Below are 26,270 nucleotides of genomic sequence, written 5' to 3'. Positions count from 1 at the left end.
CGACGATACCCGACGCCGACCCGCATCTCGTGTCCACCTCTCCCACCCCAACCGGTCCGCTGCTCACCCGTCTGCGCGCCCAGGCCGGCGCGCAGGTTCGCGCGCTGACCCGCAGCAACTCCGGCCTGAGCATCGATTACGACAATCCGCCCGGAGACCCCGGCCTGTTCGGCCCCGATGCGGTCTGCTGGCGCGTGCACGCCGATTTCCCCGCGATGCTGGCGGGCGGCGTCAGCGCGCTGCTGCTGCAGGCGCTGCATCCGCTGGCGCTGGCCGGCGTCTGGGATCATTCGTCGTTCCGCACCGACATGCAGGGCCGGCTCGGCCGCACCGCCCAGTTCATCGCCGGCACCACCTACGGCAGCCGCGCTGACGCCATGCAGCTGATCGAGCGCGTACGGCGTATCCACGCCGCCATCAAGGGGCAGGCACCCGATGGCCAGCCCTATGCCGCCGACAACCCCGCCCTGCTGACCTGGGTGCATGTGGCCGAGGTATCGAGCTTCCTGGCCGGCTACCTGCGCTACGTGGGACCGCTCCCGGCGGCCGACCAGGACCGCTATTTCGACGAGGAAGCCGAGGTGGCCGCGCTGCTCGGGGCCCCGGACGTGCCGCGCACCCGCGCAGCCATCGAGACCTATCTCGACGCCCAGCGCCCGTACCTCGTCAACAGCGAACGGACGCGCGAGGTGGTGCGGCTGGTCATGGCGATGCCGGTGGCCAATCCGCTGCTGGTGCCCGCCGTGCGGACCATGGCCGACGCCGGCGTGGCCCTGCTGCCGCCGTGGGCGCGCCAGATGCTCGGGCTGCACCGTCCGTCGCTGCGCCGCGCGATGGCGCTGGCCGGCATGCGCGGGCTGGCCCCCACGCTGCGCTGGGCGCTCGGACCCGGGCTGGCGGCACGCGCCCGGCGCCGGGTAGCGGCCGGAGCGGGCGGCTGACCGGTCAGCCCGGTGCCCCGAGCGGCGCTTACCTCCCTTTCTTTACTCCCAGCGTAACGGTCCGGCTCGCAGCTTGATTGTTCGACCGGCCCCGCGTCGCCTATCGTTCCGGTAACCATCGCAGCACACCGGAGACGTCATGCTGAACCCGATACCGGAACGACAGTGGGACACGCGCCGCGCCGAGAAGCGCCGCCGCCAGGCCCTCGGCGAAAAGATCGCCACGGGCAAGGTCGTGCCCACCGACGACATCGTGGCCTTCCTGGAAACCATCGTGGCGCCCGGCGACCGCGTGGTGCTGGAGGGCAACAACCAGAAACAGGCCGATTTCCTCTCGCGCGCCCTGGCCGAAGCCGATCCCGCCCGCCTGCACGACCTCCACATGATCATCCCGAGCGTGAGCCGGGTGGAGCATCTGGACCTCTTCGAACGCCGCATCGCCCGCAAGCTCGATTTTGCGTATGCGGGCGCCCAGAGCGTGCGGATCTCGCAGTTCCTGGAGGATGGGCTGCTCGAAGTGGGTGCCATCCACACCTATATCGAGTTGTACTCCCGGCTTTATGTCGACCTGACGCCGCATATCGTGCTGACCGCCGGCTACAAGGCCGACCGCCAGGGCAATCTCTACACCGGCCCGAGTACCGAGGATTCCCCCGCGCTGGTGGAGGCCGCCGCCTTCCGCGACGGCATCGTGATCGCCCAGGTCAACGAGATCGTCGACGACCCCGCCGACCTGCCGCGCGTGGACATTCCCGGCTCCTGGATCGACTACGTGGTGCAGTCCGACAAGCCGTTCTTCTGCGAGCCGCTGTTCACGCGCGATCCGCGCCTGATCAAGCCGGTGCACGTACTGATGGCGATGATGGCGATCCGCGGCATCTACGAGCGCCACAATGTCCAGTCCCTGAACCATGGCATTGGCTTCAACACCGCCGCCATCGAGCTGATCCTGCCTACCTACGGCGAGCAACTGGGCCTCAAGGGCAAGATCTGCAAGTACTGGACGCTGAACCCCCACCCCACGCTGATCCCCGCCATCGAATCGGGCTGGGTCGAAAGCGTGCACAGCTTCGGCAGCGAACTGGGCATGGAAGACTATGTGGCGGCGCGGCCCGATGTGTTCTTCACCGGCTCCGACGGCAGCATGCGCTCCAACCGCGCGTTCTGCCAGTTGGCCGGGCAGTATGCGGTAGACCTGTTCATCGGCTCCACGCTGCAGATCGACGGCGACGGGCACTCCTCCACCGTCACGCGCGGGCGGCTCTCCGGCTTCGGCGGCGCGCCGAACATGGGCCACAACCCGGGCGGCCGCCGCCACGCCACGCCGGCCTGGCTCGACCTGATCGAGACCGACGATCCGCTGGCGCGCGGGCGCAAGCTCGTGGTGCAGATGGTGGAAACGTTCCAGGCCGGCGGCAAGCCGACCTTCGTCGAATCGATGGATGCCGTGCAGGTGGCGAAGGACAGCGGCATGCCGCTGGCGCCCGTGATGATCTACGGCGACGACGTGACCCACGTGCTGACCGAGGAAGGCATCGCCTATCTCTACAAGGCGCGCTCGCTCGAAGAGCGCCGCCGCATGATCGCCGCCGTGGCGGGCGTCACGCCGATCGGCATGAAGCACGACCCGGCCACCACGCGCCAGATGCGCAGCGACGGCCTGATCGCACTGCCCGAGGATCTGGGCGTGCAGCGCTCGCAGGCCACGCGCTCGCTGCTGGCGGCCAAGAGCATGGCCGACATCGTGGAGTGGTCTGGCGGCCTCTACAACCCGCCGGCACGGTTCAGGAGCTGGTAATGACTGCCGTTGCCTCCCTCCCGCTGCGCACGGACGGCGCCGGCGATACCAGCCTGGCCGCCCGGATCGGCGACCTGGCCGTGGCCGTACTGGTCGACGAAGCCATGCTGGCGCCCAAGCCGGGGCTGGTCGATGCGCGCGGCAGCGGCGCCCATGGCGACATGACGCTGCGCACGATGCTCGATTCCGCGCACAGCCTGCGCGGCAGCTTCGTCGCCATGGCGCAGGCCGGCCAGCGCGCCACCCGCCTGGACGTGGCGCTGCGCGAACGGCTCGGCGCGCTGGGGCGCGAGGCCGAGACGGCGATGCTGCAGGCCACCGGCGGCATCAACACCCACCGCGGCGCAATCTGGGCGCTTGGCCTGCTGGCCGGCGCCGCGGGCTGGCTCGGCAAGACCCGCAGCGCGAGCGCCATCGCGCAGATGGCCGCCGTGATTGCGCGGCTGCCAGACCGCCATCGCCCTGTGCACACCGGCAACAAGGGCGAACTGACGCGCGCCGTCTACGGCGTGGGCGGCGCCCGCGAGCAGGCCGAGGCCGGCTTTCCGCACGTGACCGCCGTCGGCCTGCCAGCGCTGCGCGAGTGCCGCGCGCGCGGCGACGCCGAACCCACCGCGCAGGTCAACGCGCTGCTCGCCATCATGGCGCGGCTCGACGATACCTGCGTGCTGGCGCGCGCCGGCCGTGCGGGACTCCACGATGTGCAGGCAGGCGCGGAGGCCGTGCTCGACGCTGGCGGCATTGGCACGCTGGCCGGCCGGCGGCGTCTTCACGAACTGGAAGCCGCGATGCTCGCGCAGCGCGCTTCGCCCGGCGGCGCGGCAGACCTGCTGGCCGCCACCCTTTTCCTCGACCGGCTGCATGCCGTGGGAGACCAATGATGGAACAGCACCGTTTCGAATTTGCCGCCGGAGCGCCTGCCGCGCGCCGCGTGCTCGTGGGCGTGGTGGGCTCCGGCGATCTCGAAGTCATCATCGAGCCGGGCGCCACGGGCAAGACGTCAATCGACGTGACCACGTCCGTGAACGGCTACGGCCGCGTCTGGGACGCCCAGCTCACGCGCGTCTTCAGCGCCGAGCCGCGCGCCGCGATGAACATCCGTATCCACGACTTCGGCGCCACGCCCGGCGTGGTCGGCATGCGCCTGGCCGAAGCGTTCGAAGCGCTGGCGCAGGCCGGCGGCAAGGAGCCGACATGAATCGCGCCACCCTGCTCTCGCGCGAGAGCTTTGTCGAACTCACCGCACGCGCCCGGGCGCAGGCCCTGCTCGATCCCGGCACGTTCCGCGAACTGGCCGGGCCATTCGATGGACTGACGTCGCCGTGGCTGGCCCGCCAGGGCGTCGTCCCGCAGGGCGATGACGGCGTGGTGGTGGCCAAGGGCCGCATCGACGGCCAACCCGCCGTGGTCATGGCCATCGAAGGTGCCTTCCAGGGCGGCAGCCTCGGGGAGGTTGGCGGCGCCAAGATCTCCGGCGCGCTGGAACTGGCCGCCGACGACAACCGCAACGGTGTGCCCACGCGCGCGGTGATCCTGTTCGAGACCGGCGGCGTGCGGCTGCAGGAAGCCAACCTCGGACTGGCCTCGATTGCCGAGATCCACGCCGGCATCGTCGACCTGCGGCGCTACCAGCCCGTGATCGGCGTGATTGCCGGGCAGGTGGGCTGTTTCGGCGGCATGTCGATCGCGGCGGCGCTGTGCTCGGCCCTGGTGGTCACGCGCGAGGCGCGCCTCGGCCTGAACGGCCCGGCCGTGATCGAGCAGGAGGCCGGCATCGGCGAATACGATTCGCGCGACCGCCCCTTCATCTGGGGCCTGACCGGCGGCGAGCAGCGCTTTGCCACCGGGCTGGCGGACCGCTTCGTCGACGACGACACGGCGGAAGTCCGCAACGTCGTGGCCGACCTCGTTGCCCAGCCCCCCACCCCCACCCCCGCCGCCGATGGCCCGCGCAGCGAGCAGTACGTGCACTATCAGCAGTGCATCGCCGCCTACGTGGCCGGCGATGCCGCACACCAGCCGGACCCCGCCATGGTCCGCCGCTATCTGGGAGAACGCAAATGACCGCCAGCACCGAGCAATCCGTGAGCCGTGGCGACGCCTGGCTGACCGCGCTGGCCGGCAAGGTGCCGCGCGTGGCGGGCTACCCGCCGTCAGTCCAGATCGCGGACATCGAATGGTCAGGCCGCGCGGCGCGCCTGATCGCCGTGGTACCCGATGCGGCCAGCCCGCTGCCGCGCGCCCGCCAGGGCGAAGTTGGCCTGCTCGAAGGCTGGGCGCTGGCGCGTGCGGTCCACGAGGTGATCGACGCCGACCGCGACGCGCCGCACAAGCGCGCCATCGTCGCCATTGTCGATACGCCGAGCCAGGCCTACGGCCGCCGCGAGGAAGCCTTCGGCATCCATCAGGCGCTGGCCGGCGCGGCCGCCGCCTATGCCACGGCGCGCCTGCAGGGGCATCCCGTGGTGGCGCTGCTGGTCGGCAAGGCCATGTCGGGCGCGTTCCTCGCCCATGGCTACCAGGCCAACCGCATCGTGGCGCTCGACGACGCCGGCGTGCAGGTGCACGCGATGGGCAAGGACGCCGCCGCGCGCATCACGCTGCGCAGCGTCGAGGATCTGGAAGCCTTCGCCGCCACGGTGCCGCCGATGGCCTATGACCTCGGCAACTACACGTCGCTGGGGCTGCTGTGGCGCACGGTCGCCGTGCAGGACGCCGCCGCGCCCACCGAGGAGGACCGCGCCACGCTCGTGCGTCATCTGCAGGAGGCGCTGGCTGACATCGACGTCGATCCGCACCGCGACCTGCGCAGCCGCTTTGACGGCGCGAACCGCAGCGCCACGCGCCGGGCACGTGAACTGCTGCGCGCGCAGTGGCAGGACTGACCGGCTGAACCCGCCATGACCCCGCTGCGACCGCACGATCTGGTCTGGCTGCGCGACCCGGCCGCATTCCTTGCGGCCGGCGCACTGCCCGACTGGGCCGATGCCGGCTGGCTCGCGCAGGCGCCGCTGGTGGTCCGGCGCGACCGCGACGCCACGGGTCGCATCCCGGTGGGCATCCGTGGCCGCGAGCGGGCACAGCGGCATGCGGCGTGGCTCCACCCCGACCAGTGCGCGAGCGTGGTCTCGCCCGAAGAGATCGCGCGCGCCGGGTTCTGGCGGCTGCACCCACGGCGCGACGTGCTGCCCGCGCTGCGCGCACTCGACCATGTGGCGGCGCGGCTCGGCCTGCTCGGCTACGGCTGGGGCATTACCGGGGCGGTGGGCTTCGCGCTGGCGTCGGGCATCGATGTGTTGCATTCCGGCAGCGACATCGACCTGGTCATCCACGCGCCCGCGCCCTTGCCCGGGCGCGATCTTGCCGCGCTGGAAGCCTTGCTGGCCGCGCATGAAGTCCGGCTCGATATCCAGATCGCCACGCCGCTGGGCGCTTTCGCGCTGCGCGAGCGGCTGCGCACCGGCGGCCGCGTGCTGGTGAAGACCGACGCCGGCCCCGTGCTCTGCGATGACCCCTGGCTCGCTTCATGCCCGCACTGCTGACCTTTCCCGGCCAGGGCGCGCAGCGTCCCGGCATGCTCCATGCCCTGCCGGACCACCGTGCCGTGGCGGCGACCCTGGCCGAGGCCAGCGACGTGCTCGGTACCGATGTGCTGCGCCACGACGATGCGGAACACCTGGCGTCGACGGTCTCGGTCCAGCTTTGCCTGCTGGTGGCCGGCGTCGCCAGTGCCCGGGCGTTGCTCGAAGAAGGGCCGCCCGCGCACGGCGTGGCAGGGCTGTCGATTGGCGCATATCCGGCAGCGGTGATGGCCGGGGCGCTGCCGTTCGCCGACGCGGTACGGCTGGTGGCGTTGCGCGGCGCGCTGATGGCCGAGGCATACCCGCACGGCTTCGGCATGACCGCCATCCTCGGTCTCGACGCCGGACAGCTCGCACCGCTGGTTGCCGAGGTGCACAGCAACGAGACCCCGGTCTACATCGCCAACTACAACGCCGACAGCCAGCTGGTCATCGCCGGCGCGGACGCGGCCCTGGCGCGCACCGCCGGACTGGCGCTCGCCGCCGGCGCCCGCACCGCGCAGCGCGTGGCGATCGCCGTGCCCTCGCATTGCGCGCTGCTCGACGAAGCCGCCGCGACGTTGCATGCGGCCGTCCAGAAAGTGGCATTCAGCAGGCCCCGGCTGCGCTACTTCAGCGCCAGCGCCGCACGCGAGCTGCGCGACCCTGCGCGCCTTGCCGAAGACCTTGCGCAGAACATGGCGCTGCCCGTGCGCTGGCACGAGACGATGCTGCTGGCCCGAGCAGTAGGCATGGACCTGACCGTGGAGATGCCACCCGGCAACGTGCTGACGCGGCTGTGCCAGCCGCTGTTTCCGCAGGCCGTGGCGCTGGCGGAAAGCCGGATGGATAGTGTGCGCGTGCTGGTGGGGCGGGCTGGGGAAGCTTGACGACGCCCAGGCCTGCCACAGGTCTTGCTCCCCTCTCTCATTTCATGGGAGAGGGGAGCACAACCACGGGAAGAAGCCGGCAGTCAGACCGCCGACGCTTCCTTGCCTTGCTTCACTTTCGCATCCAGCACCGGCGGGGCCGTGACGATCGAGGTCAGCGACGGCTCGGCCGGCTTGAGCGCGGCCAGGTCGGGTAGCGGACGGCGCAGCGTCGGGATGGCCGCGAAGGCCTGTTCCATCGCGTGAGAAACGCCCAGCGTCTGGTGATCCGCGCGGAACCCGCCCACGATCTGCAGGCCGAACGGCATGCCGGCGTGGTCGAGTCCGCACGGCAACGACAGCGCCGGATGCGTGGTCAGCGTGACCACGTAGGTCAACGACAGCCAGCGGTAGTAGTTCTCCTGCTTCACGCCGTTGATGGACTCCGCATAGAGCGAGGTCCAGGGGAACGGCGACACCGGCGTGGTCGGCGACAGGATCACGTCATAGTCCCTGTACAGCCGCTGGAAGCGTTGCAGCACGCGGGTCTGCTCGGCCTGCGCCCAGGCGCTGTCGAGCAGCGACATCTTCGCGCCCATCTCGAAATTGGCACGCGTGTTCGGGCCAAGGCTGCCCGGGTCGCGTTCGTAGGCGTCGCGCATGCCGGCGACGAAGCTCTCCGCGCGCAGCACGTCGAAGCAGCGATGCGCCTCGCCCAGATCCACGTCGATGGCATCGCAGCTGCGGAACAGGTGCCGCATGGCGGCAATCTTCTCGCGGAACGTGCGGCGGATGCCTTCGTCCACGTCGCAGCAGCCGAAGTCCTCGGTATAGGCCACGCGCAGGCTGCCGAGATCCACCGGCATCGGCGTCAGGAACGACATCGGGTCCAGTGGATACGTCAGCGGATCGCCCGCCGACACGCCCGCCGACGCGGCCAGTTGCAGGCAGGCATCGGCCACCGTGCGGCCCATCGGCCCGACCACCGAGATCGGCGTCCAGCCGAGCAGCTTGCGCGAACTTGGCACCACGCCCGGCGACGGCCGGAAGCCGACCACGCCGCACTTGGCCGCCGGGATGCGCAGCGAGCCACCCGTATCGGATCCCGTGCACACCGGCAGCAGATCGGCCGCCAGCGCCGCCGCCGACCCGCCCGACGAGCCGCCGGCATTGAGGTTGGGATTGAACGGATTGCCCGTGGCGCCCCACACGTCATTGCGCGAATTGGCGCCCGCGCCCATCTCGGGGATATTGGTCTTGCCAGCCACGATGGCGCCCGCCGCACGCAGCCGCGCCACCAGCACGTTGTCCTCGGCCGGTACGTTGTCGCGGTACAGCGGCGAGCCATAGGTGGTCAGCAGCCCAGCCGTGGCCTCCAGGTCCTTCACGCCAAGCGGCAGCCCGTGCAGCAGGCCCAGCGGCTTGCCTTCGAGCACCGCGCGCTCGGCCGCGCGCGCCTCGTCGCGGGCACGGTCGAAGCAGGTGGCGGTCACCGCGTTGAGAAACGGGTTCACCCGCTCGATCTGCGCGATGCACGCATCGAGCAGCTCCACCGGCGAGATTTCCTTGCTGCCGATCATGCGGCGCAACTCGGTGGCCGGGCGGGCGACCAGTGTGTTTGTGTCCTGCATACTGCCTGTCTCCTTGCGGGGCGTGAATCACTCAGCCGTGATATTCGCACGCTGCGCCGTGGCACGCATCAGCGGCAGTTCCTTGTTGATCAGCGCCGAGACCGCCGCGCCGTTGCCTTCCACCGGTTCGAAGCCGGCGTTCTGCAGTTGCTTGCGCGTGTCCGGATCCGCCATCACTTCGCTCAGCGCCTTCTCCAGCTTCTGCTTCACATCGGCCGGCAGGCCGCGCGGCGCCACCAGCGCCAGCCAGGTATCGGCATCGATGCCGGGGAAGCCCGCTTCCGCGGCCGTCGGCACGTCGGGCAGCAGCGCCGAGCGCTTGGCGGTGGTCACGGCAATCGCCTTGACCTTGCCCGACTTCACCTGCGGAATGGCCGCGGCCACGGTATCCACGCTGAACGGGATCTGGCCGCCGATCAGGTCGGTCATGGCCGGCGAACTGCCTTTGTACGGCACATGCAGCAGCTTCACGCCGGCCAGGTTGAACAGCATCTCGCCGGCAAACTGGGCCGTGGTGCCGGTGCCGAACGATCCATACGAGTACTTGCCGGGCTGCGCCTTGGCGGCGGCCACGAGCTGCTTGAGGTTGCTGACCGGCACATCCTTGTTGGCCAGCAGGATCAGGCCGGTGCGGCCCGCAAACCCGATCGGCTCGAAGCTCTTCACGGGGTCGTACGGCAGCTTGGCGTGGATGGCCGGGTTCACCGTGAACGTGGTGCCCGAGCTGGCCAGCAGCGTATAGCCATCGGGCGCGGCTTTCGACACCACGCTGGCGCCGACGATGGTGCCAGCGCCGGGCCGGTTGTCGACGACCACGCTCTGGCCCAGCTTGTCGCCGAGCTTCTTGCCGATCAGGCGGCCGATCACGTCGGTGGCGCCGCCCGGCGGGAACGGGATCACCAGCTGGATCGGCTTGGACGGAAACGTATCGGCCAGGGCCGCCGTGGCGCCGGTGGCGAGGCTGCATGCCAGCACGGTATGGGCGAGCGTGGAAAGGATCAGGGGCGAACGGTTCATGATGTGACTCCGCAACGATGCAATCTAAAAATTCGGTGACGTGTGATCAGCCGGCCAGCGCTGCGCCGCGTTCGGCAAAGCGCGCGTACTCCTCGGCGGGCACGAACAGGCCGCCCGTCGTCCAGACCAGATGCGTCGCGTCCGGCATGCGCGCCTCCAGGTTGTTCTGCCTGAGCCAGGCGCGCCCGGCCGCAGTGCCGGTCAGCATGCGCGGACCGCTGAATCCGGCCGCCGCCGACGGCTCGATGCGCAGGTCCTCGCTCTCTCGCACACGGTGCAGGTCCGCGAACAGTGTGTCGTCGGCCACCGTGAAGACGCCGCCCAGCAGCGGGCGCATGGCTTGCGCGGCGAGTTCCGATGCCTGCGGCACGGCCAGCCCATCAGCCTCGGTGCGGTTGGTCAGGCCGATGTCGTACACCGACGCGCCCGGCGCCAGCATTTCCACCAGGAAGCACGGCGACTGCGTTGGCTCGGCGAAGAAGGGATAGACGTGCGGCCCGTACAGCTGGCGCAGGCCGAAGGCGATGCCGGCCGGCGCGCCGCCCACGCCGCACGGCAGGTAGACGAACAGGGGATGGGCGGCGTCCACACGCAGCCCGGCCGCCTCGATCTGGTCGCGCAGATGCAGCGCGGCCGCGCTGTAGCCCAGCATCAGCGACATCGAGCGTTCGTCATCGACAAAGTAGCAGTGGGGGTCGGCATCGGCCTCGCGGCGGCCGGCGGCAACGGCTGCGGCGTAGTCGCCCGTGTGCTCCACCACTTCCACGCCACGCGCCCGCAGCCGCGCCTTTTTCCATTCCTTGGCGTCCGACGACATATGCACCGCCGCGCGGAAGCCGAGCGCCGACGCCATCACGCCGATGCTCAACCCCAGGTTGCCGGTAGAGCCCACGGCCACCTGGTAGCGGCCGAACAGCGCCCGTGCCGGCGCCCCGGCCAGCACCGAATAGTCCGAATCGCGCGTCACCAGCCCATTGTCGAGCGCCAGCGACTCGGTGAACTCGAGTACCTCGTGGATGCCGCCCCGCGCCTTGATCGAGCCGGCCACCGGCAGGCTGTGATCGGCCTTGATCCACAGCGCGCCCTGCTCCCGCGACAGCCCGATGGCCCGCTGCATGCCGGGCGCCACCAGCAGCGCTGACTCAATCCGCCCGGCACTGCCCTGCAATTCCGGAAACAGGCGCGCCAGCAGGGGCGCGAACCGTTCGAAACGGCCCTGCGCCTCACGCACATCAGCTAGACTAATGCCACGGCCTTCTACCACCGTTTGTACTTCTGCGGCATCTGTCCATTGGGGATTGCCCCAGAAAACGGGCATCGCGGCCTGCATATCGGCGAGGAGTTCAGGCGGTAGCTTGGATGTATCGATCGTCATGACCTTGCAACACGGAGGTGGGATGGATTCATTCTTGTCTCTCGCCGCCGATGTGACAAACCATTTGTACTGATCCATCTATTAGTTTGACTAATGGCTAACACGCTCTCCGCATCATTATTGGGCTGGCTGCGCTGTTTTGAGGCGGCGGCGCGGCATTGCAACTTCACCCAGGCCGCCGCCGAACTCTGCGTGACGCAGGGCGCGGTCAGCCAGCAGGTGAAGCAGCTCGAACAATGGCTGGACCGCCCGCTGTTCCTGCGTACGCCGCGTGCGCTGGTGCTCACGCCGGAGGGCGAGCGGCTACGCTTTGTGCTGCGCGAATCGTTCCAGGCCATCGAAAGCACGCTGACGCAGCTGCGCAAGCGTGACAAGCATCCAATCGCGCTCTCGTGCTCCCCCTCGTTCGCCATGGTCTGGCTGACGCCGCGGCTCGGCAATTTCTTCCGGCAACATCCGGAAATCGGGCTGCGCGTCTACGGCGAGTTCCACGCGCTGGACCGCTCGCGGATGATGCGCGACGGCATCGAGGCCGCCGTACGCTTCGACCCCGGCGGGTATCCGGACCTCAAGGCCCGCGTGTTCCTGGAAGAGTGGCTGGTACCGGTGGCCAGCCCGGCGTACCTCGCCGCGCATCCCGAGCTGGCGTCGCCGGACGGCTTGCGGGCCGGCATGCTGCTGCACGACGTGAGCCCGTGGGATGGCGCCAGCGAATTCGAGGAATGGCAATGCTGGCTCGCGCACGCGGGCGTGACGCTGCCGGACGAATCCGAGGGGCAGCGCTTCAACCTCTCGCAACTGGCGATCAACGCCGCGCTGGCCGGACAGGGCGTGGCCATGGGACGCACCGCGCTGGTGCTCGAGGATATCGAGTCTGGCCGGCTGGTGGACTTGTGGGGCATCCATGCGCCGAGCCGGGCGTCGTACCACTTCGTCTGCGCGCACGGCCAGACCGAGCCGGTGGCCGAGGTGGAAGCCTGGCTGGCGCATGAAGGGGCGGCATTCGACGCGGCGCGCCGCCGCCTGCTCGCCGCGCGTTAGCGGCCGTCGAAGCGCAGCAGCAGCTCCGGCCGCTGGAACGCCTCGACGATGAACTCGATGAACACGCGCGTCCGCGGTGGCAGCTGCCTGCGGTTCGGATAGTAGAGCGCAATCGGCCCGTTGTCGGCGCACCAGCCCGGCAGCAACCGCACCAGCGCCCCGCGCTGCAGCCACGGCGCAGCGTGCGGCATCGGCAGCAACGCCACGCCCAGGCCCTGCATGGCGGCGTGCGCCATGGCCTCGGGATCGTCGAAGATGGCCCGCATGCGCGGTTCGGCCAGCGCCTGCTCGCCGATCTGGTTGCGCAGCGTCCAGGTGCGAACCCGGCCGCTCGACGACGAGCGCCGCGCAATGCCGTCGAATGACGCCAGTTCCGACGGATGCCGGGGCAGCGCCCTGCCTTTCAGGTAGGCCGGCGACGCGGTGGCCACCACGTGCACCCGCGCCAGTTCGCGCGCCACCACGCCTTCGGTCAGTTCGATGCCGCCGCCGATGGCCACGTCGATGCCGTCGGCGATCAGGTCGACCGTCCGGTTCTCGAAGCGCCAGTCAGGCACGATGGCTGGATAACGCGCCAGGAACTCTCCGAGCAACGGCACCAGATACTCCCGCCCGAATGCCACCGCCATGCTGACCTTGAGTACCCCGGCAGGCCGCCCTTCGTCCTGCGCGACGCTGGCAAAGGCAGCCTGCAGGGCGGCGTAAGGCTCGCTGACCTGCCGCAGGAACTGTTCGCCGCCCAGCGTCAGCGTGAGCCGCCGGGTGCTGCGCTGAAACAGGCGCACTCCCAAGTGCGTTTCGAGTCTCCCCACGTTCTTGCTGATCGCGGCCGGCGTCAGGCCCAGCCGGCGGGCGGCGGCCGAGAAACTGCCGGTTTCGGCGGTCTGGATGAACGATTCGAGCAGGTTGAGCGCTTCCATGCCGCGAAGCTTATACCAACGGTTGAAAAAGTTAATTCCGATTCGAGACTAGCGGTAGGAGATCGGGCCAACCATACTGGGTTCACCAACCCTTCCGAACCAAAGGAAAAACATCATGACCACGCTCTCGAACAAGATCGCTTTCGTCACCGGCGGCTCCCGCGGCATTGGCGCCGCCATCGTGCGCCGGCTGGCCCGTGACGGCGCCGCCGTCGCCTTCACCTACCAGAGCTCCGGCGCCGGCGCGCAGGAACTGGTCGCGGCGATCGAGGCCGAAGGCGGCCGCGCCAGGGCCTACCAGGCCGACGCCGCCGACGCCTCGGCCGTCACCCGCGCCATCAACGACGCCGCCACCCATTTCGGCAAGATCGACATACTCGTCAACAACGCCGGCGTGCTGTTCCTGGGCGCTGTGGACGAATTCGCGCTCGAAGACTTCGACAAGACCTTCGCGGTCAACGTGCGCGCCATCTTCGTGGCCTCCAAGGCCGCGCTGGCCCACATGGGCGAAGGCGGCCGGATCATCAATATCGGCAGCACCAACGCCGACCGCATGCCGTTCGCCGGCGGCGCCGCCTACGCCATGAGCAAGTCCGCGCTGAAGGGCCTGGTCCAGGGCATGGCCCGCGACCTGGGACCGAAGGGCATCACCGTGAACAACGTCCAGCCGGGCCCGATCAACACCGACATGAACCCCGAGGATTCGGAGTTCGCCAAGTCGCTGCACGGCCTGATGGCGCTGCAGCGCCATGGCCGCCCCGAGGAAATCGCCGGCATGGTGGCTTACCTGGCCGGTCCGGACGCGGGCTTCGTCACCGGGGCCAGCCTGAATATCGATGGGGGCTTTGCCGCTTGAGGCCTGTACTTGCTGCCCTCTCTCGCAATGTGGGAGAGGGCAGCAAAGCTACGGTCGTTCCCGCCTGACGCTACCCCTCCAGCTTCATCGGCATCGACCTGCTTCGCCGCTTCGTCGCCTGGTACAGCGCATGTGCCACTGCCGGCGCCGTGGGGCCGAGCGACACCTCGCCGCAGCCCTGCGGCGGCCGGTCGCTGGCCACGATCACGGTCTCGATCCGCGGCATTTCCGCCAGTTGCAGCAGCGGGTAGTCGTGGAAATTGCTCTGCTGGACCACGCCGCCCTGGAACGAGATTTCGCTCTTCAGCGTGTTGGTCAGCGCGAAGCCGATGCCGCCTTCGATATTGGCGCGGATCAGGTTCGGATTGATCGCGCGCCCGCATTCCACGGCGCAGACCACGCGCCTGACCCGGAAGCCCTTGCCGGCGCGCTGCAGTTCCAGCGCCATCGCCACATAGGTCTGGAACGCCTCGCCCCGCCCGGTGTACAGGTTGAACGTGAATCCGCGCGTCACCCCCGGGGCGGGCTTGCGGTCCCAGTTGGCAGCCCGGGCAGCGGCATCGAGCGTGCGCACCGCCAGCGGGTTGTGCGCCAGCAGCGCGCGCCGATAGCGATAGGGGTCGATCCCCGCTGCGTCGGCCATCTCGTTGACGAAGCTCTCCAGCATGAACACGCTCGACGTGGACCCCACGCTGCGCATGAAACTGACCGGAATCGGCTGCTTGACGTCGATCATGTCGACCTTGAGGTTCGGCACACGGTAGACGCAATCGTAGAGCGCCTCCAGCATCGTCTCGTCCCAGCCACCCTGCTTCGCCATGCGCTCTGCCTTGATGACGCCGTAGAGCGACTGGCCGGTCAGCCGCGCATGCATCGCCTTCGGCATGCCTTTCTCGTCAAGCACCGCGCGGAAGCGGCCCGACACGCCGGGCCGGTAGTAACCGTGGCGGATGTCGTCCTCGCGCGAGCGGATCACCTTGACCGGCTTGCCCACCGCCGCCGACGCCCGCGCCGCGTGCACCACGAAATCCGGCAGGAACTTGCGCCCGAAGCTGCCGCCGAGGAACGTGGTGTGCACGATGACCGTCTCGGGCTTGCGCTGGTACAGCTTGCCCAGCGCGTTGCGCACGAAATCCTGTCCCTGGATCGGGCCCCAGACCTCGATGGCGTCGTCGCGCACATGCACCGTCGCGTTGACTGACTCCATCGTCGCGTGAACGATGTACGGCGTGTGGTAGTCCGCCTCCACCCGCCGGCCGCCTCGGGCCAGCACCGCATCGGGCTCCCCGAGCCGGGTCGCCACCACCGCCTCCGGCGCGCCCAGCGCGGCCGCCCGCGCCGCCAGGATGGCATCGCTGTCCAGGTCGCGCGCCGCCCCCGGATCGACTTCCAGTTCCAGCGCGTCGGCGCCCTTCTTCGCCAGCCAGTAGCTGGTGGCCACCACGATGGCCGCATCGGGCGCCTGCACCACGGCCTGCACGCCCGGCATGGCCTTCACGGCATCGGCGTTGCGCAGCCCGATGACCTTGCCGGTGATCGTCGGCGGCATTTTCAGCGCCCCGTACAGCATGCCCGGCACACGCACATCGATACCGAATTCTGCCGAGCCATCGACCTTGGGCGGCGTGTCCTTGCGCCGCAGGTCCTGCCCGATCAGCCTGTGCTCGGCCTCGCTCTTGAGGCGCGGCGACGGGTTGAGCGGCAGTTGCGCCGCCTCCGCGGCCAGTTCGCCATAGCCGAACGACCGGCCAGTGGCGCCATGGACCACACGGCCCTTTTCGCTGTAGCACTGGCCGGGACGCACCTGCAGCCGCCTGGCCGCCGCCATCGTCAGCACCTCGCGGGCCTGGGCGCCGGCGATGCGCAGGCGCTGGTAGAACAGCGTCGCCGACATCGATGCGCCGACGAACTGCTGCGGCTCCTCGTAGGCGGCACCCGTCCGGTAGGCGTCCCGGCCGGTGACGAACACGATGGCCACGCGCTGCCAGTCGGCGTCGAGTTCGTCGGCCAGGATCTGTGGCATGCCAGTGTAGACGCCTTGCCCGCATTCGCACTGCGACAAACCCAGCGTGATCGCGCCGTCCGGCTCGATCCAGATCCAGTCGGTGATCTCATGCGTGCCATGCGCACCGCTGTCGACGGTACGACCGTTGGCCAGGGCCGGCAGCGGGACGCACAGCGCGCCGGCCAGCGCAGCACCGCTCTTCAGGAAGCCGCGTCGTGCGAGGCTGGTCGGCGTTTCACTTTGCTGCGGCATGGACGGCCTCCCGGATACGGTGATAGGTGGCGCAGCGGCACAGGTTGCTGACTGCGGCGTCGATGTCCTTGTCGGTGGGGTGCGGGTTCTGCCGGAGCAAAGCGCTGACGGCCATCACCATGCCCGACTGGCAGTAGCCGCACTGCGGCACATCGCTGGCAATCCATGCCTGTTGGACCTTGTGCGACCGGTCGACCGAGAGGCCCTCGATCGTCGTCACGGCTCGCCCCGCGACGGTCGAGACCGGTGTCACGCACGCACGCTGCGCATTGCCATCCACGTGCACGGTGCATGCGCCACAGGCACCGATGCCGCAGCCATATTTGGTACCGGTCAGTCCGGCGTCATCGCGGATCACCCATAGCAGCGGCGTATCGCCGTCGCCGTCGAAGCGCGTCGTCTTTCCGTTCAACACAAAATCCATGGTTGCCTCGCATGTGCAGGTGTGCAGGAAACAGACGGCCGCCCGCCACCCTGCACGGCGCGGGGTGCGGCCAGATACAGCTCGGAGAAAGAGGTTCGAAGAGGGAGCGCCGGGCGGCGCGGGCGCTATTCCGCCGTGATGCGGTACGTGCGGATCAGCGTGGCCCAGGCGGCGGTGTCGTCGCGGATGCGTGCCGCCAGTGCGTCGGGCGTACTGGCCACGGGTTCCAGCCCCTGGCGCTGCAGATCGGCGCGCACGGCTGACGTGCCGAACAGCGCGCGGACGTCGGTGGACAGCGCGTCGGCCAGCGGCTGCGGTGTGGCGGCCGGCACGAGCAGCGCGTACCACGAGCTGACGTCGATACCCTCCATCCCCTGCTCGGCCATCGACGGTACATCGGGGGCCGCGGGCGAGCGGCGGGACTGCGTGACCGCGATGGCGCGCAGTGCACCGGACTGGATGAACGGCGCGAGGGTCGGCCACGTGCCGAACAGTATGGGCACCTGCCCGCCGGCGACATCGGTCATGGCCTGCGTCGTGCCCTTGTATGGCACGTGGAGCATGTTGACGCCGGCCTTGTGGCGGAACAGTTCGCCCGCCAGATGCAGCCCGCTGCCGACGCCGGGGCTGGCGTACCCGAGCGGCGCCTTGTTGCGGTCGGCCTCACGCGCCAGCGCCACGAGCTCAGGCACCGTGCGGGCCTTGACAGAGGGATGCACGGCCAGGACGTTCGGCGAACTGGCGAGCAGCGACACCGGGCGGAAGTCGCGCGCCACCTGATACGACAGCGCCGGAAACAGCGTCGGGTTGATCGTCAGGTTGCCCGCCGGCACCACGAGCCAGGTGCAGCCGTCGGCGGCGGCACGCCGCACCGCGTCGATACCGATGTTGCCGTTGGCGCCTGGCTTGTTGTCGACCACGATCGGCACGTCCTTGCCCGGCTGGAGCCCTTGGGAAAGCGTCCGGGCCAACTGGTCAGCCGGTCCGCCCGCCGGAAATGGCACGACGATCCGTACCGTCGCGCATGCAGCCTGTGCCGCCCCGGCGCCAGCACCGGCCATGAAGAAGACCGCTCCGGCGAAGGCCAGGAAGGCCGGAATCCTCCGTGCCAGGGATGGTGCGGTTCGCCGATGCGCGAGGGGGCTGCCGTGATGCATGGTCTCTTCCTGCTTGTCTTGCTGCCTGTTGTGGGTGCGGCTATGTCATGCGCCAGCCACCCTGCCGCCCAGGCCTGGCCGGTAATCCAGCAGTCGCGACAACTCCGCCGCCGCGCCGCGCACCTTGTCCACCATCGGTTCGAGCAGTGCCGTCTCGATCCGAGCTGCCGGAATCGTCGCGCCCAGCGCCGCCACCACGCGCGCGGTACGGTCGCGGACGGGCGCCGCAATTGTCGAGATGCTGGCTTCGAAGAAGCCCTCGTGCAGCACGTAGCCGCGCTCGCGGTCCCGCTGCACCATCTCGTACAACTCCTCCACCGTGCGCGGCGTGCTGTCCGAGAACACCTCGAGCTGGGGCTCGGGATACAGCGCGTGCAACTCGCCCAGCGTGAGGTCCTCCAGCAAGACCCGCCCCAGCACCGTGGCATGCGCCGGCAGGCGCGTACCGACGTTGACCGTGCTGCTGAATGGCCGCGCCGCCACGGACTTCGCCACGTAGACGATCGACCTGCCATCCCGCACCACGAGGTTGCACGGATAGTGGATCTCGTCGCGCAGGCGGTCCAGCAACGGCCGCCCCAGTTCGGTCAGTTCCAGCGATGCCAGGTAGTCGAACCCCAGCCGCAACACGGCCATGCCAAGACGAAACTCCCGGCCACCATCGGTGCGCTCGACGAATCCCATCATTTCCAGCGTGGCCAGCAGCCGGAACACCGTGGAGCGCGGCACCTTCAGCCGCCGCGCCAGTTCCGCCGCCGACAGCGTGCGGTCCTTGCTGCTGAACTCGCCAAGTAACCGGAGCCCCCGCTCCAGGCCGGGCACGATGTACTTGTCCTGCGTCTCCTCTGCGGGAGTGTCATTGCTCATGGTCTCTCTGCCTCAGGTTCGGTTTGCCGATGACGGCTACGGATCGATATAACATGCTCCCCGTCGCGCCATGCACGCGAGGCGCATTGCCGCATTCCGAACACTAGCAGATGTGTTTCATATGTAAAACCAAGATTCACATCAGGAACAAACTCAATGTAGGCAATAGTTGTTGACGACTCAACTCAAGTCAAACCCTGATTGACAGGCGGAGCGCGCCTCGGCGCGCGGCGACGCGGCACAAAGTTGCGAACAACAATCGATGTGAGACAATCGCAGCCGGCCGCAGCGGCCCGTTTCTCAACTTTTCTGCCAACGCCCCATGTCCAGCACCTCCCGCGTCGCCCCCATCGAGATCCCGCAGGACGATCCCTGGTCCAGCCTTGACGAGGCCGGCACCGGGCTGACAGTCAACGACTTCCTGACGACCATGCTGAGCCAGCTGGTCACGGCCCTGCGCAACAGCGTCACCGAGCCATATGCGACACAGTTCGACCTGACCGTGCCCGAATGGCGCATCCTCGCGCTGCTCGCCGCCCACGGTGAAGCGCTGTCGTTTGCCGAACTGGTCAAGCAGTCGACCTCGGACAAGGCGCTGGTCAGCCGGACCCTGCGACTGCTGGAAGACCGCGGGCTGGTGATTCTCGAATCCGAAGGCAGCAGCCCGCGCAGGCGGCTGGCCTGCAAGATCAGTGAACAGGGTGCCGCGCTTCACGCCCAGGTCATCCCGCTGGCACGACGCGGGCAGGCGTCGGTGATCCGGCTCCTGACCCCCGAGGAACGCCACGGCCTCTACACCGGACTGCGCAAGCTGCATGGCATCTGCACCGGAGCCGGGAAGGAGTAACGTTTCCCGCTGCAGCGGGCTATCTGCGCCTGGAGACAGCGTCGAGAACCTTGCCCATCGTCTCGCTGATATCGGCAAGCTTGGTGTCCATGCCGGCCAGCCGGATATCAACGGTTTCCAGCCGTGATTCGACTTTGCCCAGGCGCACGTCGACCTGATCAAGTCGCGTATCGATGGTGTCAAGACGCGCATCCATCTTGTCGAGCCGCGTCTCCAATATTCCGACGCGATAGTCCAGGACTCCCAGCTTGGCGCCCGTTTGCGCCAGATCCTGTCCCAGTTGCGTGATGGCTTGCTGGCTGCGGTCCATCCTGGCGTCCAGTTTCCTGATGCCCTGATCGAGCGGCTGCTGCTTCTCGTTCACATGTCCATTGAAAAACACGAACACCGACAGGATGAACGCCGTCCCGCCCCCGACCATGCCGAGGACGGTTGCCCACCCCATATCGGCTTTCTTTCCACTGCTTTCGCTTCCACCCTGACGCCTCATCCCGAGAACTCCTTTCCCTGAAGACTGCTTCCCGTCCGCATCGGCGAATGCCTCGCCCGTGACGCTGATTGCCATGACCCGACCCCTGTGACGTTGCTTTTTCTGACGTACGTGACGTACGTGACGTACTTCGCGTACGTTGTTGCGGTCCGCCTGCCTCCTTGGCAACCGTGACCGTCAGGCAACCTTAGGGCATCTGTTCAGGAAAGAAAATCGTAGTTGTCTCATTCCGGGCATTTTGAGATTCGTCTCAAACGCCGAGGCCCAGACGAAAAAAGCCCCGCCACGGGAAAGTCGGGGCGGGGCGCAGCAACAACAACCAACTCGCAGGCTCAGACCTCGAGTTCCTCCAGCACCTGGCCCTTGGTTTCGATACCGAGCCAGAAGACTGTCGCCGCAGCCAGCAGCGGCACCACGGCCAATCCATAGAACGCCACGCTCAGATTGCCGGTGCCGATGGTGGCACCAATCAGGCCCGGCGCGAAGATCGCCGCGATCTTGAGCCAGGCGCCGCCCAGGCCGCAGCCCATCGCGCGGATGCTGGTCGGATACAGCTCGGGGGTATAGACGTAGGCGGTGATGAAGCCGCAGGCCAGGAAGCCCATGGCGAGCGAGCAGAACGTAGCCACCACGTAGACCGACGAGGCGTGGAAGACGCCAGCCAGCACCAGCGACAGCGCGCACAACAGGAAAGACACGTTGATCACGGGCTTGCGGCCCACGCGATCCACGATCATCGCGCAGACGAGCGACCCCACCACGCCAAGGACCGACGCACCGGCCGCCAGATTGAGCGCCAGTTGCAGCGGCGCATGGTAGACCGTCTTGTAGACCGTGGGCAGCCAGGTCGACAGACCGTACTGAATGAAGCCGCAGGTCGCCCACAACATCCACACCGCCAGGGTGCGGCCCAGGTAGGCGCGGCTGACGAGGTCACGGACGCGGCGGCGCGGATGGCGCGCCGTCATCGCGTCGAAGCGCGACGTGTCGCCCACCGGCGGCAGCGGCGCCCTGGCGCGCGCCTCGAACTGGCGCAGCGCGCTGTCGGCCTCGGCCAGGCGGCCCTTCTCGGCGAGCCAGCGCGGCGATTCGGGGATCAGCCTGCGCAGCACGAAGAACAGCACGAGCGGCACACCGCCCAGGAAATACATGACTTCCCACCCGTAACGCGGCACCAGCACCGCACCAAGACCGTTCGACACCATGAGGCCGATCGGAAACACCACCTCGTACAGCAGCACGAAGCGCCCGCGGCCGTGCGCGCGCGTGACTTCGTTGATGTAGGTGGCGGCCACCGGCAACTCCCCGCCCAGCCCCAACCCTTGCACGATACGCAGCAGCAGGAAGATCTCGAACGATGGCGCGAAGCCGCAGAACACGCTCATCAGCCCGATGATGCCGGCACTCCAGCCGATCGAACGCAACCGTCCGAAGCGCTCCGCCAGTGCCGGAAACAACAGCGCACCCACCAGTTGCCCGACCGACGGCGCGGCGATCAGCAACCCGATCTGTCCCGGCGTGAGCGACCAGTGCCCGATCAGCAGCGGCAGCGTGGCAGCGATGGCAATCACGTCGAAGCCGTCGAAGAACGTGGCCAGGCCGATCAGCAGCCGGGCGCGTACGTGCATCATGTTGCCGGGCATGCGCTCGATGCGCGCCACGATCTGGCCGCGCGTGACCTGGCCCGGTTGGTGCGTGCCCGGTCGGGCGCCTGCGGTATGGGGTGCAGTGCCGGGGGCGGCCACTGCGGACGCGTGCGCGCCTGCCGCTGATATCGCGGCGTCGTCTCTTTCGATCAACAAGGTATGAATTCCCGAATCGTGAGGGGCAGGTGCCCGGCGCGCGGCCGCTGAGGCGGCTCGAATGAGCGGGGGCAGTCTTCGAAGTGCCGCGGGCAAGCGGGCCGCGGCGCGAAAATCAGAGGTCGAGCACCAGCCGCTGGCCCTTGCAGCCCGATACGCACACCATCATGGTCTGGTTCGAGGCACGCTCGCTGCTGCTGAGCACGCTGTCGCGATGGTCGGGGCAGCCTTCGAGCACGGCGGTTTCACAAGAGCCGCACACACCTTCGCGGCAGCTGTACTCCACGGCCACGCCCGACTCCAGCAACGCGTCGAGCAGGGATTTGCCGGACGGCACGCTGACCTGCTTGCCGCTACGCTGCAGCATGACGCTGTACTCGCCCTCTTGCACCGCCTCGGTGGCCGGATCGGCCGCAAAGCGCTCGATATGGACGTGCGGATAGCCGTGCGACGCGCACGCGGCCTCGAAGGCGTTCAGCATCGGACCGGGCCCGCAGCAGTAGAAGTGCGTACCGGGATCCTGCCCCGCCAGCATTGTCGCAAGGTCCGGCGGCACGCCGGCCTCGTCGTCGAAGTGAAAGCGCACGGCATCGCCATACGCTGACAGTTGCCCGGTGAAGGCGGCTTCTGCACGCGAACGTGCGCAGTACAGCAACGTGAACGACTTGCCACGCTCCGCCAGGCGGCGCGCCATGCAGACGATCGGCGTCACGCCGATACCACCGGCCACCAGCACCGTATGCGCGGCGTCCTCGTCCAGGGCGAAGTGGTTGCGCGGCACGGCCACGGTCAGCGTGGCACCCACGCGCAACTGCTCGTGCACGTAGCGCGATCCGCCCCGGCTGTTGCGGTCCTGCAGCACGCCCACGGTATAGCGGTCGCGCTGTTCGGGTGCACCACACAGCGAATAGCTGCGCACCAGGCCATTGGCCAGATGCAGGTCGATATGCGCGCCCGGCGCAAACTCAGGAAGCTGGGCGCCTCCGGGGTCGCGCAGTTCGACGCTGACCACGCCGCGCGCTTCGAAACGCATGGCCTGCACGCGCAGGGTCAAGGATTGGCTGGCACTCATCACTAGGTCCTTCTTTCTACAACTGCAAGGCGCCGACGCTTCAGCGCTTCTCGGTCAGGAACTTGCCTTCCGGGCCGCCGGCGTTCTTCTGCCGGCGCGTGTTGCCGTCCAGGCCGCCTTCGATCGCCCATTCGGCGAACATGGTCGGGCCCGGTTCGAAGGCGCGCGGCTCCCAGTGCGCATCGAGCTGGTCCTCGTCGGCGTAGTACTCGATCAGGCCGCCGGCCGGATTCTTGAAATACCAGAAGTAGGCCGAGGAAATCGGATGCCGGCCGGGGCCGAGCTGCGTGTCCCAGCCCGTGCGGGACATATGCATGCCGCCGCCGAACACCTCGTGGATGTCGCGCACCGTGAAGGCCACATGGTTCAGGCCGCTCCTGGGCTGCGGCAGTTGCAGCAGGAACAGGTCATGGTGGCCGCCCTCCTGCGCGCAGCGCAGGAACGCACCGCGGTCGGGGTAGCGGTCTGACGGGCAGAAGCCGAATTTGTCCACGTAGAACTGCTCGGTGGCCTTGACGTCCTTGACGAAGAACACCACGTGGCCCACTTCGATCGGTACGGCGCGCTCGTAGATGGGGCTGCGCTGGTTCATGCGCGGCTTGTCGTTCCACGTGTTCATCAGTGCACAATCGACCTGGACGTCATGCTTGCGCGAGACCTGGAAGCGCACCGCCAGACCGTTCGGATCGGTGCAGCCGATGCGCGCGCCGCCTTCCAGCGAGACAAACGTGGCCTCGCCGGCAATGGCCTCGCGCAGCTCGCGCAGCGACGCCTCGTTGTCCACGCCCCACACCACTTCACGCAGCGTCGGACCGTCCTCGATGGCGGGCGGCAGTGATGCGTCGCCCGTCTTGCGCACCAGCACACGGCAGCCGTTCAGCGTCTCGAAGTCGAGCCCCTGCGCGTCATCGCGTTTGACGGCCAGGCCCCAGTCGCTGAAGAAGCCGCGGCATGCATCGAAATCATCCGCGCCATATACGATCTCGTCGATTCCCAATACCTTCATTTCCAGTCTCCGTCGTGCCGCCGGCTCAGCCAGCCCACGGCAACGGTTGTTCGTTCAGGCCCCAGTACACGCTCTTCTGTTCCATGTACTGCAGGATGCCCAGCCGCCCCTTCTCGCGGCCCAGGCCGCTGTCCCGCCAGCCGCCAAACGGGGTCGAGATCGAGAACTGCTTGTACGTGTTGATCCACACGTTACCGGCTTGCACGGACCGTGCCACGCGCCAGGCGCGCTTGTAGTCGCGCGTCCAGATGCCGGCGGCCAGCGCGTACACGCTGTCGTTGGCCTGTTCGATCAGGTCGTCCTCGTCGTCGAACGGCATCGCCACCAGCACCGGCCCGAAGATCTCTTCCTGGCAGATGCGCGCATTGTTATCGAGCCCTTCGATGATGGTCGGGCGATAGAAGTAGCCATCGGGCAGCCCGGCCACATCGGGGCGCATGCCACCGGTGCGCAACTGGCCGCCCTCGGCCACGCCGGCCGCCACATACGATTCGATGCTGTCGCGGTGCCGGTCGGTGATCAGCGGCCCCATCTGGGTGCGCTCGTCCGTCGGATCGCCCACGCGCAGCCTTGCCGCACCGGCTGCCAGGCGATCGATGAACGCCTCGTACTGCGAACGGGCCACGAACAGGCGCGACCCTGCGATACACGACTCGCCCGACGAACTGAAGATGCCGTACAGCACCCCGTTCACAGCGTGATCGAGATCGGCGTCTTCGAACACCATCGTGGGCGATTTGCCGCCCAGCTCCAGCGACACCGGCATCATCTTGTCGGCGGCGATGTGGGCGATGTGCTTGCCCGTGGTGGTGCCGCCCGTGAACGACACGCGGCGCACCAGCGGATGCTTGGTGATGGCATCGCCGATGACCGATCCCTTGCCGGGCAGCACGCTGACCAGCCCCTTCGGCACACCGGCTTCCTCGCAGATCAGCGCCAGTTCCAGTGCCATCAGTGGCGTGACCTCGGCCGGCTTGACGATGACCGCATTGCCGGCGGCCAGCGCGGGCGCCATCTTCTGCGCCTCGCTTGCGATTGGGGAGTTCCACGGCGTGATGGCAGCCACCACGCCCATGGGTTCGTAGACGCTCATCGTCAGGCAGTCGCCGCGCTGCGGCGTGATCTGCTCCTCGAGCGTTTCGAGCGCGGCGCCGAAGAACTGGAACGTGCTGGCGGCGCTGGCCACGAGCGCACGGGTTTCGCTGATCGGTTTGCCGTTGTCCAGGCGCTGGCGCTGCGCCAGCGCCTCGGACTTCGCGCGGATCAGTTCGGCCACGCGGTACAGCACGGCGGCACGTTCGTGCGGCTTGCGCTGTGCCCAGCCGCTGTGGCGGAACGCGCGCCATGCCCCCTCGATGGCCTCTTCCACGTCGGCCAGGCTGGCGGCGTTGAGTTCGGCCACCACTTCGCCCGTTGCGGGGTAGCGCGTGGCGTAGCGGTCTCCCGTGCCCAGGCGCCATTCACCGGCGATGCAGATCGGAAGCACTTGTTGCGTCGTCATGGGGAATACTCGGTAAGTCTCGTTTTCAGATCGACACCGCGTGGGCGCGGTTGCCGAGGGCACGTACCACGCTGAATACTGTGAGCGCGGACGTCTTCGGGTTGGCCGCCAGCGGCTTCCCGCGCATCGTCAGCTCGAAGCCGCCGAACGCTCCGCGCGCTTCCACGTGATGCACGTTCTCGACGGCATGCGGGTCGGCCAGCAGCCTGACCGACGTGCGGTCCAGGCCCAGTCCGGCCAGCGATACCGTGGCCGCCACGTTCGCGTTCTTCGGATACAGGCGGGCCGCGTCGCGTGCCGTGCCTTCGAAGATCACGGTCGGCTCGGTCAGCCCGTCCAGATCGAACAGGTCAGCGGCCGGCGTGCCCTGCCACGCGCGTGCCGGCTTGCGGCCCGTGTAGATCACTTCGTCCAGGCCACCCACACGTGCAGCGGCCAATGCGTCGATGGCACCAATGGCACCGGACAGCAGCTGCACCTGCGTGTTGCCGCGCCGGGCCGCCGCTTCCAGCCGCTCGGCCATGCCGGGCTCCGACAGCGCGCCCACGGAAACCACCATGCAGGGGATGCCGCGTTCGAGCGCCGGCACGATGTGCTCTTCGAGCGCACGATGCCCCGCACATTCGACGAGCAGGTCCGGGCGGGCGTCGCCGTCGGCGAGCCGGGTCGCCACGCGTGCGTTGGGCGCCAGCGCGGACAACGCGCCGCGTGCCTCGTCCATCGTGCCTTCCGGCACGATCACCACATCGAACACGACATCGCGGTCGGCCTTCAGCAGTTCCAGCACGCCGCGGCCAATCGCCCCGCAACCCACCATCGACACATGCAGCATGGACGTT

Annotated in this window: 25 protein-coding genes; 11 read left to right on the top strand and 14 right to left on the bottom strand. The window is 68.4% G+C overall.

All coding sequences use genetic code 11. The features are described 5' to 3' along the window. The first annotated feature begins 29 nt into the window (after positions 1–29). The 8 genes from EV147_RS17135 to mdcH all read left to right on the top strand — a co-directional run bounded on the left by EV147_RS17135 (position 30) and on the right by mdcH (position 7,189). The gene (locus EV147_RS17135) at positions 30–941 is read left to right on the top strand and encodes an oxygenase MpaB family protein (RefSeq protein WP_235844788.1); all 912 of its coding nucleotides are present in this window, start codon (positions 30–32) and stop codon (positions 939–941) included. A 139-nt stretch (positions 942–1,080) separates the two neighbouring features. Continuing rightward, the gene (mdcA, locus tag EV147_RS17130) at positions 1,081–2,739 is read left to right on the top strand and encodes a malonate decarboxylase subunit alpha (RefSeq protein WP_130392414.1); all 1,659 of its coding nucleotides are present in this window, start codon (positions 1,081–1,083) and stop codon (positions 2,737–2,739) included. Continuing rightward, positions 2,739–3,620 (top strand): triphosphoribosyl-dephospho-CoA synthase, encoded by an 882-nt coding sequence (locus EV147_RS17125; protein ID WP_130392413.1) that lies wholly within the window; start codon positions 2,739–2,741, stop codon positions 3,618–3,620. The genes mdcA and EV147_RS17125 overlap by 1 nt, the downstream gene beginning before the upstream one ends. Next, positions 3,620–3,937, top strand: a complete 318-nt coding sequence (locus EV147_RS17120; protein ID WP_130392538.1) for a malonate decarboxylase subunit delta — start codon at positions 3,620–3,622, stop codon at positions 3,935–3,937. The genes EV147_RS17125 and EV147_RS17120 overlap by 1 nt, the downstream gene beginning before the upstream one ends. Further along, positions 3,934–4,803 carry a biotin-independent malonate decarboxylase subunit beta gene (locus tag EV147_RS17115; RefSeq protein ID WP_130392412.1) on the top strand — a complete coding sequence of 290 codons (870 nt, stop codon included), beginning with the start codon at positions 3,934–3,936 and terminating at the stop codon, positions 4,801–4,803. The genes EV147_RS17120 and EV147_RS17115 overlap by 4 nt, the downstream gene beginning before the upstream one ends. Continuing rightward, positions 4,800–5,624 carry a biotin-independent malonate decarboxylase subunit gamma gene (gene mdcE, locus EV147_RS17110; protein ID WP_130392411.1) on the top strand — a complete coding sequence of 275 codons (825 nt, stop codon included), beginning with the start codon at positions 4,800–4,802 and terminating at the stop codon, positions 5,622–5,624. Before EV147_RS17115 ends, mdcE begins: the two co-directional genes overlap by 4 nt. 15 nt (positions 5,625–5,639) lie before the next feature. Continuing rightward, positions 5,640–6,281 (top strand): malonate decarboxylase holo-ACP synthase, encoded by a 642-nt coding sequence (locus tag EV147_RS17105; protein WP_130392410.1) that lies wholly within the window; start codon positions 5,640–5,642, stop codon positions 6,279–6,281. Further along, complete coding sequence (gene mdcH / locus EV147_RS17100; RefSeq protein ID WP_130392409.1) at positions 6,266–7,189, top strand: malonate decarboxylase subunit epsilon; 924 nt, start codon at positions 6,266–6,268, stop codon at positions 7,187–7,189. Before EV147_RS17105 ends, mdcH begins: the two co-directional genes overlap by 16 nt. 83 nt (positions 7,190–7,272) lie before the next feature. On the opposite strand, the gene EV147_RS17095 is transcribed toward mdcH, so the two are convergent. From EV147_RS17095 to EV147_RS17085, 3 genes are read right to left on the bottom strand one after another with little or no spacing between them, the layout of a single operon-like run. Continuing rightward, a complete protein-coding gene (locus EV147_RS17095; RefSeq protein WP_130392408.1) occupies positions 7,273–8,799 on the bottom strand; it encodes an amidase in 1,527 nt (508 codons plus the stop codon). 27 nt (positions 8,800–8,826) lie between these two features. Further along, positions 8,827–9,816 (bottom strand): Bug family tripartite tricarboxylate transporter substrate binding protein, encoded by a 990-nt coding sequence (locus EV147_RS17090; protein WP_130392407.1) that lies wholly within the window; start codon positions 9,814–9,816, stop codon positions 8,827–8,829. A gap of 46 nt (positions 9,817–9,862) precedes the next feature. Then, positions 9,863–11,191 carry a D-serine ammonia-lyase gene (locus EV147_RS17085; protein WP_130392406.1) on the bottom strand — a complete coding sequence of 443 codons (1,329 nt, stop codon included), beginning with the start codon at positions 11,189–11,191 and terminating at the stop codon, positions 9,863–9,865. 93 nt (positions 11,192–11,284) lie between these two features. Here EV147_RS17085 and EV147_RS17080 point away from each other — a divergent pair, with 93 nt between their 5' ends. Further along, positions 11,285–12,232 carry a LysR substrate-binding domain-containing protein gene (locus tag EV147_RS17080; protein ID WP_130392405.1) on the top strand — a complete coding sequence of 316 codons (948 nt, stop codon included), beginning with the start codon at positions 11,285–11,287 and terminating at the stop codon, positions 12,230–12,232. Here the strand turns inward: EV147_RS17080 and EV147_RS17075 are convergent. After that, positions 12,229–13,152, bottom strand: a complete 924-nt coding sequence (locus EV147_RS17075; protein ID WP_130392404.1) for a LysR family transcriptional regulator — start codon at positions 13,150–13,152, stop codon at positions 12,229–12,231. The two genes, EV147_RS17080 and EV147_RS17075, sit on opposite strands and share 4 nt — an antisense overlap. A 115-nt stretch (positions 13,153–13,267) precedes the next feature. Here EV147_RS17075 and EV147_RS17070 point away from each other — a divergent pair, with 115 nt between their 5' ends. After that, on the top strand, positions 13,268–14,008 hold the full coding sequence (locus EV147_RS17070) for an SDR family oxidoreductase (RefSeq protein ID WP_130392403.1): 741 nt from the start codon (positions 13,268–13,270) through the stop codon (positions 14,006–14,008). Positions 14,009–14,078: 70 nt separating this feature from the next. Here EV147_RS17070 and EV147_RS17065 read toward each other — a convergent pair whose 3' ends face one another. From EV147_RS17065 to EV147_RS17050, 4 genes are all read right to left on the bottom strand, one after another. Beyond that, positions 14,079–16,265: a xanthine dehydrogenase family protein molybdopterin-binding subunit gene (locus tag EV147_RS17065; RefSeq protein ID WP_130392402.1), complete on the bottom strand. Its 2,187-nt coding sequence runs from the start codon at positions 16,263–16,265 to the stop codon at positions 14,079–14,081. Then, entirely contained in the window at positions 16,249–16,689 is a 441-nt protein-coding gene (locus EV147_RS17060; protein WP_130392401.1) for a (2Fe-2S)-binding protein, read from the bottom strand. The genes EV147_RS17065 and EV147_RS17060 overlap by 17 nt, the downstream gene beginning before the upstream one ends. Positions 16,690–16,814: 125 nt before the next feature. Continuing rightward, positions 16,815–17,750, bottom strand: a complete 936-nt coding sequence (locus EV147_RS17055; RefSeq protein WP_130392400.1) for a tripartite tricarboxylate transporter substrate binding protein — start codon at positions 17,748–17,750, stop codon at positions 16,815–16,817. 141 nt (positions 17,751–17,891) lie between these two features. After that, entirely contained in the window at positions 17,892–18,713 is an 822-nt protein-coding gene (locus EV147_RS17050) for an IclR family transcriptional regulator (RefSeq protein ID WP_130392399.1), read from the bottom strand. Positions 18,714–19,035: 322 nt separating this feature from the next. Here EV147_RS17050 and EV147_RS17045 point away from each other — a divergent pair, with 322 nt between their 5' ends. Then, complete coding sequence (locus tag EV147_RS17045; protein WP_130392398.1) at positions 19,036–19,560, top strand: MarR family winged helix-turn-helix transcriptional regulator; 525 nt, start codon at positions 19,036–19,038, stop codon at positions 19,558–19,560. A 19-nt stretch (positions 19,561–19,579) separates the two neighbouring features. Here EV147_RS17045 and EV147_RS17040 read toward each other — a convergent pair whose 3' ends face one another. The 6 genes from EV147_RS17040 to EV147_RS17015 all read right to left on the bottom strand — a co-directional run bounded on the left by EV147_RS17040 (position 19,580) and on the right by EV147_RS17015 (position 26,263). Beyond that, a complete protein-coding gene (locus EV147_RS17040) occupies positions 19,580–20,125 on the bottom strand; it encodes a hypothetical protein (RefSeq protein WP_130392397.1) in 546 nt (181 codons plus the stop codon). Positions 20,126–20,382: 257 nt separating this feature from the next. Then, the gene (locus EV147_RS17035) at positions 20,383–21,795 is read right to left on the bottom strand and encodes an MFS transporter (RefSeq protein ID WP_407923258.1); all 1,413 of its coding nucleotides are present in this window, start codon (positions 21,793–21,795) and stop codon (positions 20,383–20,385) included. A gap of 172 nt (positions 21,796–21,967) precedes the next feature. Continuing rightward, on the bottom strand, positions 21,968–22,924 hold the full coding sequence (locus EV147_RS17030; protein WP_130392396.1) for a PDR/VanB family oxidoreductase: 957 nt from the start codon (positions 22,922–22,924) through the stop codon (positions 21,968–21,970). A 40-nt stretch (positions 22,925–22,964) separates the two neighbouring features. Further along, positions 22,965–23,930, bottom strand: a complete 966-nt coding sequence (locus EV147_RS17025) for a VOC family protein (RefSeq protein WP_130392395.1) — start codon at positions 23,928–23,930, stop codon at positions 22,965–22,967. Positions 23,931–23,955: 25 nt separating this feature from the next. Then, positions 23,956–25,431 (bottom strand): aldehyde dehydrogenase, encoded by a 1,476-nt coding sequence (locus tag EV147_RS17020; RefSeq protein WP_130392394.1) that lies wholly within the window; start codon positions 25,429–25,431, stop codon positions 23,956–23,958. Positions 25,432–25,456: 25 nt separating this feature from the next. Beyond that, complete coding sequence (locus tag EV147_RS17015; protein ID WP_130392393.1) at positions 25,457–26,263, bottom strand: aspartate dehydrogenase; 807 nt, start codon at positions 26,261–26,263, stop codon at positions 25,457–25,459. Positions 26,264–26,270 lie beyond the last annotated feature (7 nt).

The sequence above is a fragment of the Cupriavidus agavae genome (assembly GCF_004217045.1).
GTDB lineage: Bacteria > Pseudomonadota > Gammaproteobacteria > Burkholderiales > Burkholderiaceae > Cupriavidus > Cupriavidus agavae.
The sequence above is the reverse complement of the archived record's forward strand: the minus strand, read 5'-3'. Positions and strand labels throughout refer to the sequence as shown.

What these genes read in the sequence shown, in the direction of transcription:
- mdcA (WP_130392414.1), top strand. Translation starts at nt 1,081, where the DNA reads ATGCTGAACCCGATACCGGAACGACAGTGGGACACGCGCCGCGCCGAG.
- EV147_RS17125 (WP_130392413.1), top strand. Translation starts at nt 2,739, where the DNA reads ATGACTGCCGTTGCCTCCCTCCCGCTGCGCACGGACGGCGCCGGCGAT.
- EV147_RS17120 (WP_130392538.1), top strand. Translation starts at nt 3,620, where the DNA reads ATGGAACAGCACCGTTTCGAATTTGCCGCCGGAGCGCCTGCCGCGCGC.
- EV147_RS17115 (WP_130392412.1), top strand. Translation starts at nt 3,934, where the DNA reads ATGAATCGCGCCACCCTGCTCTCGCGCGAGAGCTTTGTCGAACTCACC.
- mdcE (WP_130392411.1), top strand. Translation starts at nt 4,800, where the DNA reads ATGACCGCCAGCACCGAGCAATCCGTGAGCCGTGGCGACGCCTGGCTG.
- EV147_RS17105 (WP_130392410.1), top strand. Translation starts at nt 5,640, where the DNA reads ATGACCCCGCTGCGACCGCACGATCTGGTCTGGCTGCGCGACCCGGCC.
- mdcH (WP_130392409.1), top strand. Translation starts at nt 6,266, where the DNA reads ATGCCCGCACTGCTGACCTTTCCCGGCCAGGGCGCGCAGCGTCCCGGC.
- EV147_RS17095 (WP_130392408.1), bottom strand. Translation starts at nt 8,799, where the DNA reads ATGCAGGACACAAACACACTGGTCGCCCGCCCGGCCACCGAGTTGCGC.
- EV147_RS17090 (WP_130392407.1), bottom strand. Translation starts at nt 9,816, where the DNA reads ATGAACCGTTCGCCCCTGATCCTTTCCACGCTCGCCCATACCGTGCTG.
- EV147_RS17085 (WP_130392406.1), bottom strand. Translation starts at nt 11,191, where the DNA reads ATGACGATCGATACATCCAAGCTACCGCCTGAACTCCTCGCCGATATG.
- EV147_RS17080 (WP_130392405.1), top strand. Translation starts at nt 11,285, where the DNA reads ATGGCTAACACGCTCTCCGCATCATTATTGGGCTGGCTGCGCTGTTTT.
- EV147_RS17075 (WP_130392404.1), bottom strand. Translation starts at nt 13,152, where the DNA reads ATGGAAGCGCTCAACCTGCTCGAATCGTTCATCCAGACCGCCGAAACC.
- EV147_RS17070 (WP_130392403.1), top strand. Translation starts at nt 13,268, where the DNA reads ATGACCACGCTCTCGAACAAGATCGCTTTCGTCACCGGCGGCTCCCGC.
- EV147_RS17065 (WP_130392402.1), bottom strand. Translation starts at nt 16,265, where the DNA reads ATGCCGCAGCAAAGTGAAACGCCGACCAGCCTCGCACGACGCGGCTTC.
- EV147_RS17060 (WP_130392401.1), bottom strand. Translation starts at nt 16,689, where the DNA reads ATGGATTTTGTGTTGAACGGAAAGACGACGCGCTTCGACGGCGACGGC.
- EV147_RS17055 (WP_130392400.1), bottom strand. Translation starts at nt 17,750, where the DNA reads ATGGCCGGTGCTGGCGCCGGGGCGGCACAGGCTGCATGCGCGACGGTA.
- EV147_RS17050 (WP_130392399.1), bottom strand. Translation starts at nt 18,713, where the DNA reads ATGAGCAATGACACTCCCGCAGAGGAGACGCAGGACAAGTACATCGTG.
- EV147_RS17045 (WP_130392398.1), top strand. Translation starts at nt 19,036, where the DNA reads ATGTCCAGCACCTCCCGCGTCGCCCCCATCGAGATCCCGCAGGACGAT.
- EV147_RS17040 (WP_130392397.1), bottom strand. Translation starts at nt 20,125, where the DNA reads ATGGCAATCAGCGTCACGGGCGAGGCATTCGCCGATGCGGACGGGAAG.
- EV147_RS17030 (WP_130392396.1), bottom strand. Translation starts at nt 22,924, where the DNA reads ATGAGTGCCAGCCAATCCTTGACCCTGCGCGTGCAGGCCATGCGTTTC.
- EV147_RS17025 (WP_130392395.1), bottom strand. Translation starts at nt 23,930, where the DNA reads ATGAAGGTATTGGGAATCGACGAGATCGTATATGGCGCGGATGATTTC.
- EV147_RS17020 (WP_130392394.1), bottom strand. Translation starts at nt 25,431, where the DNA reads ATGACGACGCAACAAGTGCTTCCGATCTGCATCGCCGGTGAATGGCGC.
- EV147_RS17015 (WP_130392393.1), bottom strand. Translation starts at nt 26,263, where the DNA reads ATGCTGCATGTGTCGATGGTGGGTTGCGGGGCGATTGGCCGCGGCGTG.